Source organism: Roseovarius marisflavi (assembly GCF_900142625.1).
Lineage (GTDB): Bacteria > Pseudomonadota > Alphaproteobacteria > Rhodobacterales > Rhodobacteraceae > Roseovarius > Roseovarius marisflavi.
The window spans coordinates 1-12554 of record NZ_FRBN01000045.1 but is presented as its reverse complement, the minus strand read 5'-3'; the positions used below and the strand labels follow the sequence as shown (position 1 = coordinate 12554).

The window sequence follows — 12554 nt, the reverse complement described above, 5'->3', positions numbered from 1 at the left end:
TTGCATTGGGTGGCTCCTCCTATACGCAGATATGGACATCTGCAGTATGGCGCATTGCGACGCCGATTGGAGCAGGAGCCATCCACCCCATCAGCAAGCCACAAATGCAGTCATTTTGTTTACTGGCTGTTTATTGGTCCTGACCCTTCTGAAAGTCGGCCGCAAATACGACTGCTTCGGGATAGCTCGAAGTCATCGAACGACTGCTAAGTTCGAGGCGGTTGCGCTTGTGCTAAGAAAAGCACCCCAAGCCACCATCATGGCTCGCCGTTTTTCGATCATGTCGGATCTGTCATAAGCCTGCCTCACCTTATTCCCAACCATATGCGCCAAAGCAATTTCGGCCATGTCGCCGTCGAAGTTGGTGCGCTCGGTGACCCAAACGCGAAAGCAACTGCGATTCCCATGTGGCACGGCCCGTTTCTGGGTCCGAGCGTCCACATAGCCCGTGCCGCCGCGTTTGACATCGGTCTCATGGATCATGCGCATCACCTTGCCCAAGGTCGCATCTGACAAGCTGCCGCCGCGCGGGGCTGTAAACACCAGGTCCCCAATGCGCGGCACAGTTTCCAATAACGCAATCATTGCATCGGTCAGCGGGACGCGGTGCGGTTTGCCGGTCGGGGGAATCTTGCTGGCGGTTCGCCCCGGCTGGATCGTCCAGAGGCGCGCCTCCAGGTCGATTTCACCCCAAGTCGCCAAGCGTACAGCCCCGGTTCGCGAAGCGGTCAGAGCCTGAAACGCCAGAGCGGTTGCGCTGATGCCGTCGCGCGACTGAAGGTCTGCCCACCATCGGGCTGCATCATCCAACTGCAAAGCCGGAAAATTTCCCTTCGGCGCAATTTTTCCGGGTGCGGAAAGTGCCAGCTCCAGATTGCCACGCCACGCCGCCGGATTGTCGCCAGTCCGGTGTCCGGAAGCCTTGGCATAATCCAACGTCTTTTCGATCCTCTGGCGCACCTTGGTTGCCGTTTCGGTGCGGTTTTCCCAGATCGGATGCAGAACCCGCAAAATGTCATCGCGGGAAATGTCCTGCACCAACATGCCGCCGAGTTCGGGGAAAGCGTACTTTTCCACCGTTGCCCGCCATTGGCTGCGATAGCGGTCTGTCCTGAGTTCCGGCAATTTCTTCGCCGCGTATTTCTCGAAAGCCTCGATGAAGGTCAGCCCCTGCCGCTGCGAAGCCAAAAGCGCAGATCTGGCGGCCTTGCGCACCTCGACCGGGTCAATCCCGCTGCGGATCGCCTCCTTGACCTCTGCGGCCTTCTCGCGCGCTCTGGCGAGGCTCACCTCTGGAAACGCTCCAAGCCCAATTTCGCGGCGCTTGTCACCGACCCGAACCCGCAACAACCAGGACTGCGCCCCGTTGTCCGAAACCTGCATCAGCAGACCGGCTACACCGCCCACGCTATGAACGCCGGGCCCCAGTCGTCTAACCTCTATTGCAGAAAGTTCCTTAGCACGTCTTGGCATGCGGCCCCCACATTCAACCCGCCCAAAAATATGTAGTTGGTTGCTACATCATGTGACTGGATGATACAATGTGAATGCGTAAATACATGATTTATATTAATATATTATACAGGATTCTACTGGGTGCTACGTGAGGCGGGAGTTCATTATAAACTCCTTAGTGAATATATTCCGACGATAATTGTCGGCGTTTTAATTGGTCTGATCGGGCAACTTTGTTCAGAGTAAACGTTTTGTGAGTAATGTGTTTGCGCAGCCCGATTCCCGTCAAAGGGTATCACGTACAACGGCGGGTGCATCCCTTTTTAGATGTCGATTTCAAGTCCTTGACGGATAATACCCCGCCAAAGCTCGGGATTATCCGCCGCTGGCCGGGGGCCCCATATCGGAGAACCACCCGCTGGCAGAGCCGACCAGATCACTCAGCGCAAGCCGCAGCCTGTTCACCGCTGCGACAAAACTATCGAGCGGCGCCTCGGCGGCGGGCAGCATCTGGGCAATCTGCGGGGCAAAGACATAGGCCAGCGTGCCCAGCACAAAGAGTATCAGCGAGAGCCGGAACCCGGTGCCAAACCCGCTGCGCCGCCTGGGCAGGGGGATGTCTTCCGGGATCGGAGCGGCAACCTGTTCGTCGCGATCACCGAGCGACGTGAGGGATGAATTGATTTCCTCTATGTTGGGCAAAAGATTGCGTCGTGACGATGGGTCAATGTCGGGGTGATCATCGGTATCGTCGGAGGTCACGCCATCGGGGGCCGGGGCATTCCCGCGCAGCCGTTCCACCCGGGCGCGGGCCTGTTGGCTGCGCTCATCCGGGGCAAGGGGGGGGGCGGTCAGGCCAAGATCGGGCTGGGTTTCAAGGCCGCCCGCACTTTCGCTGGCGCGGACCTGTTGTTCGTGTGCGGCCTCCTGGCGCAGGATATCGGCCACACCGGGATCAACCGAGCGGCGGGTTGGCGGGGGCGGCGCGGTATCGGCGGCCTCTTCGACCTCGGCGCCCGGCTCGTCTTCGTCCGGCTCCTCGGGGGCTGTCGCGGGCTCTTCCTCGGCAGCGGGCTCAGGATGCGCGGGCGCGGCCTGGGGCTTTTCCCACTCGCGCGGGGCATCCTGCTCGTCGTCACCAGAGGGTGCGTTGCCACTCAGGTGGTTCTGAAACCATGTGTCACCACAATTGGAACATTGAACATCCCGCCCACCTGTCGGGATGACCTCATCGGGAACTTCGTATTGCGCCCCGCAATTCGGACAAATCAGCCGCATTCTGCCACCTGTATCCTGCCGCCGTTACCCGGCTCCTATCATTAACTTACACCATAGGCTGTTCTTCGCCTTGGGAAAAGAGCAAAGGAATTCACCGCAAGGATCATTGCACATGTGTGACCTCTGAGGCATTTAGGGGCTGTGTTTATGAAGGGGACGGCCGTGATCGAGCTTGAAAACGTGGCCTATAGCTATGGCGGGGGTGAATTGCTTAGCGATCTGTCGCTAAGCCTGAGCCCCGGATCATTTCACTTTTTGACCGGGCCGTCGGGTGCCGGTAAAACCACGCTGTTAAAGCTGTGTTACGGCGCGCTTGTGCCGACCTCTGGGCAGGTGCGGCTTTTCGGGCAGGACCGGCGCACGATGGAGCGCGACGATATCGCCATGGCGCGGCGGCGGATCGGCGTGGTGCACCAGGATTGCAAGTTTCTCGATCACCTGAGCGTATCCGACAATATCGCCCTGCCCTTGATGGTCTCGGGGCGTGATCTGTTGAACGAGGCGGCGAACCTCAAGGAACTTACCGGCTGGGTCGGGCTGCGCGAACGCGCCGGGGCCCTGCCGCCGGAATTGTCGGGCGGTGAACGCCAGCGGGCCGCCCTTGCACGTGCGGTGATCATGTCGCCGGACGTGGTGCTGGCCGACGAGCCAACCGGCAATGTCGATTGGGAAATGTCGCAGCGCCTTTTGCGCCTTTTGATCGAGCTGAACCACATGGGCAAGACCATCATGATTGCCACCCATGACCTTGCCTTGATCCGGGCGGCCAAAAGCCAGGTTCAGGCGCGTGTCCTGCGGATCGCCTCGCGGCGTTTGCATTTGGCGGGGGCTGATCTGTGAAGCTTGATTTGTCACCTGTGACCGAATTCCTGCTCGCCGATGCCCAGGCTGACCGGGTGGTGCCGCCGACCGGCTTTACCGCCTGGCTGACCCTGTTCAGCGCGGCGGCGATGGGGTTTCTGGCGGTCTTCGCTCTGGCGCTGTCGCTGGCCACCGGGCGGCTTGCGGATCGCTGGGGAAATGAGCTTGCGCGCAGCTCAACCATCCGGATTTCCGCGCCCGAGGGACAGATGGCCGCACAAACCGAGGCCGCGTTGCGCCTGCTTGAGACAACTGCCGGCGTGGCCAGTGCGCGCGCGCTGAGTTCCGAGGAAGAGGCCGCGCTTTTGGCGCCCTGGTTCGGGCCGGATCTGCCGATTGACGCGCTGCCGATCCCTCAGCTTATCGAGGTGGTCGAGGACGGGGCCGGGTTTGACGCCGAGGGCCTGCGCCTGCGGCTTGCGGCCGAGGTGCCCGGCGCGGTTCTGGATGATCATACCCGCTGGCGCCAACCCCTTGTGCGGGCGGCCGAACGGCTTCGCCTTCTCGGGTGGATGTCGCTGTTGCTGATCGGGGCGGCGGTGGCGGCGATGATCACGCTTGCGGCCAATGCCGCGCTTGCAGCCAATAGTCAGCTGATCAGCGTGCTGCGCCTTGTGGGCGCGCGCGACACCTTTATTGCCCGCGCCTTTGTACGCCGCTTTACCCTGCGCGCGCTTGGTGGTGCTGCCCTTGGGGTGCTGCTTGGCTGTCTGGCGGTTCTGATCTTGCCGGGCGCACAGGCCGAGGGCGGGTTTCTGACCGGGCTCGGCTTTCAGGGCTGGCATTGGCTCTGGCCACTTGTGATTCCGCCGCTGGCCGCAGCGGTGGCCTTCTTTGCCACCCGAATTGCGGCCCATAAAACGTTAGAGGATATGCCATGAGATATGCGGTGCAATGGCTGCGGTCACTGGTTTTTGTCGGGCAGATGTATGTGATGCTACCGGTGATCGGGCTGCTCTACATGCCCGGCGCCATTCTTAGCCGCAAGGGCGCGGTGCGGGGGTGCAAGGCCTATTGCAATTGGGTGCGCTGGACCGCGCGCTGGATGGTTGGCTTGCGCACCGAAGTACGCGGCACGCCGCCCGATGGACAGGTTCTTATTGCCTCCAAGCATCAGTCTTTTCTGGATATCCTGTTGATTTACTCCGAGCTTCCGGCGGGGCGATTTATCATGAAGCGTGAAATTCTCTGGACGCCGGTGGTCGGGCTTTACGGCATGCGCATCGGCTGTGTCGCGGTCAATCGCGGCAAACGCGGGGCGGCGATCAAGAAGATGGTACAGGATGTTGCGCGCGGCGCACAAAAGCCCGGACAGTTGATCATTTATGCGCAGGGGACGCGCGTGGCCCCCGGCGTGAAGGCCCCATACAAGATTGGCGTTGGCGTGCTTTATGAACAGATGGGCGTCACTTGCGTGCCTGCGGCGACCAATGTCGGCGTGTTCTGGCCAAAGCGGGGGATCTATCGCAGGCCGGGCGTGGCCGTGGTCGAGTTTCTGGAGCCCATCGAAGCGGGCCTTGGCAAAGAGGCCTTTATGGCGCGCCTTGAGGGGGAGATTGAAACCGCCTCTGACGCGTTGTTGCACGAGGCGGGGTTTGCGGTTGATGAACGCACCTGAGACAGAGGGCGTCATTCCACCATTCCAGTATCCCGTTTGCTATATCATTTGATCGACCTGCCACGCAGGTGAAAGGCGGCAGGCCCGAGGCCTGCCGCCTTTTTGGCGAGAACAGTGACCGCGAAAAGGGTGCGCCGCCCGCCGCCGTTACGCGTGGATGGCCCCATCGCCACAGGCAAGGGCGGCTTCGCGCACGGCTTCGGAATAGGTCGGGTGAGCGTGACAGGTCAGGGCCAGATCCTGCGCGCTTGCGCCGAATTCCATGGCGACGCAGACTTCGTGGATCAGATCGCCCGCACCGGGGCCGATGATATGGGCGCCCAAAATGCGGTCGGTTTCCTTGTCGGCAAGGATTTTCACAAAACCGTCCCCGGCAAAGACCGCCTTGGCGCGGCCATTGCCCATGAACGAGAATTTGCCGACCTTATAGGCGCGACCGGCCTCTTTCAGGGTTTGCTCGGTCTCGCCGACATTGGCCACCTCGGGGTGGGTATAGATCACGCCGGGGATGACGCCATAGTTCACATGACCATGTTTACCGGCCAGTACCTCGGCGCAGGCCATGCCTTCATCCTCGGCCTTATGGGCCAGCATCGGGCCGACAATCGCATCGCCAATGGCATAGATGCCCTTGACGCTTGTCTGCCAGTGATCATCGGTCTTGATCTGGCCGCGATCGGTCATTTCGACACCCAGATCCGCAAGGCCAAGTCCGTCGGTATAGGGTGTGCGCCCGGTGGCCAGAAGCACGACATCGGCGTCGATGGTTTCTTCCTTGTCGGTCTTGCGCAGCTTGTAGGTGACCTTGGCCTTGGTCTTGAGCGTCTCGACCGATTGTACGGCGGCGCCCATGACAAAGCTTAGGCCCTGCTTTTTCAGCATGCGCTGGAAGGTCTTCTGTACTTCGGCGTCCATGCCGGGGGTGATCGCGTCGAGGTATTCAACCACCGTGACCTGCGCACCAAGGCGGGCATAGACCGAGCCCATTTCAAGGCCGATCACGCCCGCGCCAATCACCACCAGGGATTTCGGCACCTTGCCCAGCTCAAGCGCGCCGGTCGAGGTGACGACGATCTTCTCATCGACCTCGACACCGGGCAGGGAAGAAGGCACAGAGCCCGAGGCGATGATGATGTTCTTGGCCTCGTGGATATCGTCGCCAACCTTGACGCGGCCCGCTTCGGGGATCGAGCCCCAACCCTTGAGCCAGTCGATCTTGTTCTTCTTGAACAGGAATTCGATGCCCTTGGTGTTCTGGCCGATGACATCATCCTTGTAGGCAAGCATCTGTTTCCAGTCGACCGAGGGGGATTTGCCCTTGAGGCCCATGGCGGCAAAGTTGTGCTCGGCCTCGTGCAGCATGTGGCTGGCGTGGAGCAAGGCCTTGGAGGGGATGCAGCCGACGTTGAGGCAGGTGCCGCCAAGGGTGTCGCGGCCCTCGACCACGGCGGTTTTCAGGCCCAGTTGCGCACAGCGGATGGCGGCGACATAGCCGCCGGGGCCTGCGCCGATGATGATCACGTCATAGTTTGCCATTGGGTATCCTTTTCGTTGCAGGAGTCATTAGGGGCGCTGCCCCTCTGGCCCGTTCCGGGCCATTCACCCCGGAGTATTTTGGCCAAGAAGAAGATCATAAGAGCGCGGCCAGAAGCATCAGCGTGGTGGCGAAAAAGCCGACCGCCCAGATCAGCGAGCGCCAGGGGCGCAGGCCAAGGTAATAGGCCGGGATATAGAGGATGCGGGCACCGAGATAGGTATAGGCGCAGGCGGCGGTGAAGGCGGTGGAGCCGTTCGAGAGGGTGATCACCCCGCAGGCGATGGTGAAGAGGATCAGCGCTTCGAAATGGTTATTGAGTGCGCGTTGCAGGCGGGCGGTTTTGAGCGAGAGTTGGCGCGACGGTTCGCGGTCGCGCGCGGAGCTTGTATAGCCGGGGCCAAGTTCAAGGTTCGCGGGAATCGCGAAGAGAATGAACTGGACCACTTGCAGCAGCGCGGCGAGGGTGAGGGCGGTGAGTTCGGGGGTCATGAGATATCCTCAGAAGGGTATTTCCTCGTTGGGTTCTTCGCGGAGGTCTTGAATTTGGAGTTTCTTCCCAGCGTTCTCAATCAAAATCTGGTCGTTTTCTTCTTCCAACTTATCAGCACCGATAAGTACAGAAATTGTCCCGATCGCTTGCGGAAAGTCAGCAAGCACCGATGTCGTGCCAACCGCGAACGCACCAATTCCAGCTAATAAAAACCCGACACGCGAAATATCTGTTCTTGGAGCAACAACAAGTATTTGTAGTTGATCTATTTTCTTCTCCGCTTTGACCTTTTGGACCTCAGAAAGTTCGGAAAGATGTATCTTTGAACGAAGATTCTCGATCTCGACAAGGATTTTTTTTCGCGTCGGACGGGCGAGTGCAACAGATTGGGCAGGGTTGTCCCTACCTGAACGGAGGCTCAGGCGCGTTGCCAGAGCCGAGACGCTTGCGCGAAAGAGATCGAATTCGTCGTGGATATTGCCGGGCGAGATTTCTTCTAAAGCACCTATTTCTAATTCGTCGGCCGCGGCAGATAAAATCTTCATGTATTCAAGAAAATCATAGGTGGCACGGGTGTCATTGTTAAAATCAACCAAACTGTCCAATCGCTTTTCAAGCAAGTCACGAAGCTGCAGCCAGCGAGCTATTGGCTCATCTGGCAAGTCTTCAAAATCGCTGGCTGCAACGAGCGACATACTTTTACAAATCCATCAGCAACCGCCGCGGATCCTCAAGCGCGTCCTTGACACGGACGAGGAACGTCACAGCGCCTTTGCCGTCGACGATGCGGTGGTCATAGCTTAGGGCGAGATACATCATCGGGCGGATCACCACCTCGCCGTTGATCGCCATCGGGCGGTCCTGGATCTTGTGCATGCCAAGGATACCCGATTGCGGCGGGTTCAGGATCGGCGAGGACATCAGCGAGCCATAGACGCCACCGTTGGAGATGGTGAAGGTGCCACCCTGCATTTCGGCCATCGAAAGCTTGCCGTCACGGGCGCGCGCCCCTTTTTCGGCGATGGCTTTTTCGATCTCGGCAAAGCTCATCTGATCGGCGTCGCGGATCACCGGCACCACAAGGCCGGTCGGGGTGCCCGCGGCGATGCCCATGTGGACAAAGTTCTTGTAGACAACATCGGTGCCGTCGATTTCGGCGTTCACCTCGGGGACCTCGCGCAGGGCGTGACAGCAGGCCTTGGTGAAGAACGACATGAAACCAAGCTTTACGCCGTGTTTCTTGAAGAATTCGTCCTTGTACTCGTTGCGCAGGGTCATCACCCCGGTCATGTCCACCTCGTTATAGGTGGTGAGCATGGCGGCGGTGTTCTGGCTTTCCTTGAGGCGGCGCGCGATGGTCTGGCGCAGACGGGTCATCTTCACGCGTTCCTCGCGCGAGGCGTCCTCGGCAGGGGACGGCGCGCGCGGGGCGGCGGCCGCAGGGGCCGGGGCGGGGGCGGGGGCGGCGCGTGGGCCGCTTGCGGCCTTGGCGACGTCTTCTTTCATCACGCGGCCGTCGCGGCCCGTGCCGGTGACCTGATCGCGGCTGATGCCGGCCTCGGCCATGGCTTTCTTGGCCGAAGGTGCGTCTTCGACGTCACGGCCCGCGGGCGGAGTGGTGTATTGTTCGCCACCAGAGCTTTTGGTCGGTTCACTGACCTGTGCCTTTTGCGCGGCCCCGTCGCCCGAGGACAGCAGGGCAAGCTTGCCGCCGGCCTGAACGGTGTCGCCCTCATTGGCGAGGATTTCGGTCAGGACGCCGGCGGCGGGCGCGGGCACTTCGACCGAGACCTTGTCGGTTTCCAGCTCGCAGAGCATCTCATCGGCCTCGACGTGATCGCCGACCTTCTTGAACCAGGTCGAGACGGTGGCCTCAGACACGGATTCGCCAAGGGTGGGCACCATGACATCGACGCTTGCGCCGCCAGAGGCGGGTGCGCTTGACGCGGATTTCTCGACTTTCTCGGCCTTGGCGGGCGCAGCCTTGGCCTCGCCCTCGGATATGGTTGCCAAAAGCGCGTCAACGCCAACGGTCTCGCCCTCTTTCGCGACGATCTCGCCCATGGTGCCGGCTGCGGGCGCGGGCACCTCGACGGTGACCTTGTCGGTTTCCAGCTCGCAGAGCATTTCATCTGCGGCGACAGGGTCGCCGGGTTTCTTGAACCAGGTGGCCACGGTGGCCTCGGTCACGGATTCGCCAAGCGTGGGGACGCGGACTTCGGTTGTCATGGGTTATTTCCCTTCGATGGTCAGCGCGGCATCGACCAGCGCTTCTTGTTGTTCTTTATGCATTTTTGCGAGGCCGGTGGCCGGCGAGGCCGCAGCGGGGCGACCGGCGTAGACGGGACGGGAATGCTTGGCCTTGATGCGGGTCAGCACCCATTCGATATTGGGTTCGATAAACGACCAGGCGCCCTGGTTCTTGGGCTCTTCCTGACACCAGACCATTTCCGCGCCCTTGAAGCGCTCCAACTCCTTGACCAGCGACATCGCCGGGAAGGGATAGAACTGTTCGATGCGCATCAGGTAGATATCATCAATGCCGCGTGCGTCGCGCTCTTCCAGAAGGTCGTAATAGACCTTGCCCGAACACATGACGACGCGCTTGATCTTTTTATCCGCCGCCAGGTTGGTCTCGGAATTTCCGTATTGTGCATCATCCCACAGAACCCGGTGAAAGCTTGATCCGGTGGTGAATTCCTCGGCCTTGCTCACGGCCATCTTGTGACGCAAAAGCGATTTCGGCGTCATCATGATAAGCGGCTTGCGGAAGGTGCGGTGCATCTGGCGGCGCAGGATGTGGAAATAGTTCGCCGGTGTTGTGCAATTGGCCACGATCCAGTTGTCGCCGCCACACATGGTCAAAAACCGTTCAAGGCGCGCCGAAGAGTGCTCGGGGCCTTGCCCCTCATAGCCATGCGGCAACAGGCAGACGAGGCCCGACATGCGCAGCCATTTGCTCTCGCCGGACGAGATGAACTGATCGAACATGATCTGGGCACCGTTGGCGAAATCGCCAAACTGCGCCTCCCAGAGGGTCAGCGCGTTCGGCTCGGCAAGGCTATAGCCATATTCAAAGCCAAGCACGGCGTATTCCGACAGCATCGAGTCGATGACTTCGTATTGCGCCTGACCCTCGCGGATGTTGTTGAGCGGATAGTACCGCTCTTCATTGTCCTGATTGATCAGGCCGGAATGGCGCTGGCTAAAGGTGCCGCGGGTACAATCCTGACCCGACAGACGCACGGGATAGCCTTCGGTCATCAGCGAGCCAAAGGCCAGTGCCTCGGCCGTGGCCCAGTCAAACCCGGTGCCGGTCTCAAACATCTTGGCCTTGGCATCAAGCAGGCGCTCCACGGTCTTGTGCAGCGGAAAGTCCTTGGGGGCCGTGCTTAGCGCGCGACCGACCTCGGCCATGGTTTCGGGCGAAATAGAGGTTTCGCCGCGCTCGTATTTGCCGCGATGGGCGGCAAGATCGGACCATTTCCCGTCAAGCCAGTCTGCCTTGTTGGGGCGGTAATCCTTGCCTGCCTCGAACTCATCCGCAAGGTGGGATTGAAAGGCGGTCTTCATATCCTCGATCTCGCCCTCGGGGATAAGGCCGTCTTTCACAAGCCGCTCGGTATAGAGCGACAGGGTGGTCTTTTGTTTCTTGATCTTCTTGTACATCACCGGGTTGGTGAACATCGGCTCGTCGCCCTCGTTATGGCCAAAGCGGCGATAACAGATCAGGTCGATCACCACGTCTTTGTGGAACTTCTGGCGGAATTCGGTGGCGACGCGGGCGGCGTGAACGCAGGCCTCGGGATCATCGCCGTTGACGTGGAAAATCGGCGCCTCGACCATCAGCGCAATATCGGTGGGATAGGGCGATGAGCGCGAGAAATGCGGCGCGGTGGTAAAGCCGATCTGGTTGTTGACGACCACATGCATGGTGCCGCCGGTCTTGTGCCCCTTGAGGCCCGACAGGCCAAAGCCCTCGGCGATCACGCCCTGCCCGGCAAAGGCCGCATCACCGTGCAGCAGGATCGGCAGCACCGCCGTGCGGTCGGTATCGCCAAGCTGATCCTGCTTGGCGCGGACCTTGCCAAGAACGACGGGATTCACCGCCTCAAGGTGGCTTGGGTTCGCGGTCAGCGACAGGTGAACCTTGTTACCGTCGAATTCACGGTCGCTCGAGGCACCGAGGTGGTATTTCACGTCGCCCGAACCATCGACCTCTTCGGGCTTAAAGCTGCCGCCCTGAAATTCGTTGAAGATTGCGCGGTAGGGTTTGCTCATCACGTTGGCGAGCACCGACAGGCGGCCCCGGTGGGGCATGCCGATCACGATGTCGCGCACGCCAAGCTGACCGCCGCGCTTGATGATCTGCTCCATGGCCGGAATAAGGGATTCGCCGCCGTCCAGACCAAAGCGCTTGGTCCCCATGTATTTGACATGCAGGTATTTTTCAAAGCCTTCGGCCTCGACAAGCTTGTTCAGGATCGCCTTGCGGCCCTCGCGGGTAAAGCGGATTTCCTTGTCATACCCCTCGATCCGCTCCTTGAGCCATGCGGCCTGTTCGGGGTCTGAGATATGCATGTACTGCAGCGCGAAGGTGCCGCAATAGGTGCGCCGCACGATGGCAAGAATTTCGCGCATTGAAGCGATCTGAAGGCCAAGCACGTTGTCGATGAAGATCGGGCGATCCATATCGGTCTCGGTGAACCCATAGGATTTCGGGTCAAGTTCGGGGCGGATCGCCTGTTCGCGCAGGCCGAGCGGATCAAGATCGGCGGCAAGATGGCCACGGATACGATAGGCACGGATCAGCATGAGCGCGCGCACAGAATCAAGTACGGCGCGCTTGACATCCTCATCGGATAGCTTGATGCCCTTTTCACCGGCTTTCGCGGCGATCTTCTTGCCGGCATCCTTCAACTCAGGCTCTGCCGGCCATTCACCGGTGAGCGCCGCAGTCAGGTCGTCATTCGGCACAGGCGGCCAATCGGCACGCGCCCAGGACGGGCCTGCGGCCTCGGCCCGGACATCATCCTCGCCATCGCCCAATTGGTCAAAAAACGTCTTCCATGCCTCATCGACCGCATTCGGGTCACTGGCATAGCGCGCGTAAAGCTGTTCGAGATACTCGGCATTATGCCCCTGCATGAAGGAGGAGGCATGGAACTGGTCGTTGGAGGATTGGTCGGTCATCTCTGGTTCTCCCTGAAGGCGCGCGCCCGGATGTGGTCTGGCGCGCCCCGGTGTGGTGCCGGGACGCGCCGAAGGGTCTTAGCCGATCGCCTCAAGCACGGCTTCGCCGAGGCCTGCGGGGC

General features: G+C 60.4%; 10 protein-coding genes. 3 read left to right on the top strand and 7 right to left on the bottom strand.

What is annotated here, in order from left to right; translation table 11 throughout:
- Nucleotides 1-192: 192 nt before the first annotated feature.
- Together BUB78_RS19195 and BUB78_RS19190 are read right to left on the bottom strand one after the other, a co-directional pair.
- The gene (locus BUB78_RS19195) at nucleotides 193-1473 is read right to left on the bottom strand and encodes a tyrosine-type recombinase/integrase (protein ID WP_073200934.1); all 1281 of its coding nucleotides are present in this window, start codon (nucleotides 1471-1473) and stop codon (nucleotides 193-195) included.
- Nucleotides 1474-1830: 357 nt separating this feature from the next.
- Complete coding sequence (locus BUB78_RS19190; protein ID WP_073200932.1) at nucleotides 1831-2733, bottom strand: zinc-ribbon domain-containing protein; 903 nt, start codon at nucleotides 2731-2733, stop codon at nucleotides 1831-1833.
- A 147-nt stretch (nucleotides 2734-2880) separates the two neighbouring features.
- On the opposite strand from BUB78_RS19190, the gene BUB78_RS19185 reads away from it, so the two are divergent.
- The 3 genes from BUB78_RS19185 to BUB78_RS19175 are packed head-to-tail and all read left to right on the top strand — an operon-like array spanning nucleotide 2881 to nucleotide 5212.
- On the top strand, nucleotides 2881-3573 hold the full coding sequence (locus tag BUB78_RS19185; protein WP_425442212.1) for a cell division ATP-binding protein FtsE: 693 nt from the start codon (nucleotides 2881-2883) through the stop codon (nucleotides 3571-3573).
- Complete coding sequence (locus tag BUB78_RS19180; protein WP_073200930.1) at nucleotides 3570-4475, top strand: cell division protein FtsX; 906 nt, start codon at nucleotides 3570-3572, stop codon at nucleotides 4473-4475. Before BUB78_RS19185 ends, BUB78_RS19180 begins: the two co-directional genes overlap by 4 nt.
- A complete protein-coding gene (locus BUB78_RS19175; RefSeq protein ID WP_073200928.1) occupies nucleotides 4472-5212 on the top strand; it encodes a lysophospholipid acyltransferase family protein in 741 nt (246 codons plus the stop codon). Before BUB78_RS19180 ends, BUB78_RS19175 begins: the two co-directional genes overlap by 4 nt.
- Before the next feature lie 147 nt (nucleotides 5213-5359).
- Here the strand turns inward: BUB78_RS19175 and lpdA are convergent, their stop codons facing one another.
- The 5 genes from lpdA to BUB78_RS19150 all read right to left on the bottom strand — a co-directional run bounded on the left by lpdA (nucleotide 5360) and on the right by BUB78_RS19150 (nucleotide 12432).
- Nucleotides 5360-6748: a dihydrolipoyl dehydrogenase gene (gene lpdA, locus BUB78_RS19170; RefSeq protein WP_073200926.1), complete on the bottom strand. Its 1389-nt coding sequence runs from the start codon at nucleotides 6746-6748 to the stop codon at nucleotides 5360-5362.
- 94 nt (nucleotides 6749-6842) lie between these two features.
- The gene (locus BUB78_RS19165) at nucleotides 6843-7238 is read right to left on the bottom strand and encodes an MAPEG family protein (protein WP_073200925.1); all 396 of its coding nucleotides are present in this window, start codon (nucleotides 7236-7238) and stop codon (nucleotides 6843-6845) included.
- Nucleotides 7239-7247: 9 nt separating this feature from the next.
- A complete protein-coding gene (locus tag BUB78_RS19160; protein WP_073200923.1) occupies nucleotides 7248-7934 on the bottom strand; it encodes a hypothetical protein in 687 nt (228 codons plus the stop codon).
- A gap of 4 nt (nucleotides 7935-7938) precedes the next feature.
- Nucleotides 7939-9468 (bottom strand): 2-oxoglutarate dehydrogenase complex dihydrolipoyllysine-residue succinyltransferase, encoded by a 1530-nt coding sequence (odhB, locus tag BUB78_RS19155; RefSeq protein ID WP_073200921.1) that lies wholly within the window; start codon nucleotides 9466-9468, stop codon nucleotides 7939-7941.
- Nucleotides 9469-9471: 3 nt separating this feature from the next.
- On the bottom strand, nucleotides 9472-12432 hold the full coding sequence (locus BUB78_RS19150) for a 2-oxoglutarate dehydrogenase E1 component (RefSeq protein WP_073200919.1): 2961 nt from the start codon (nucleotides 12430-12432) through the stop codon (nucleotides 9472-9474).
- Nucleotides 12433-12554 lie beyond the last annotated feature (122 nt).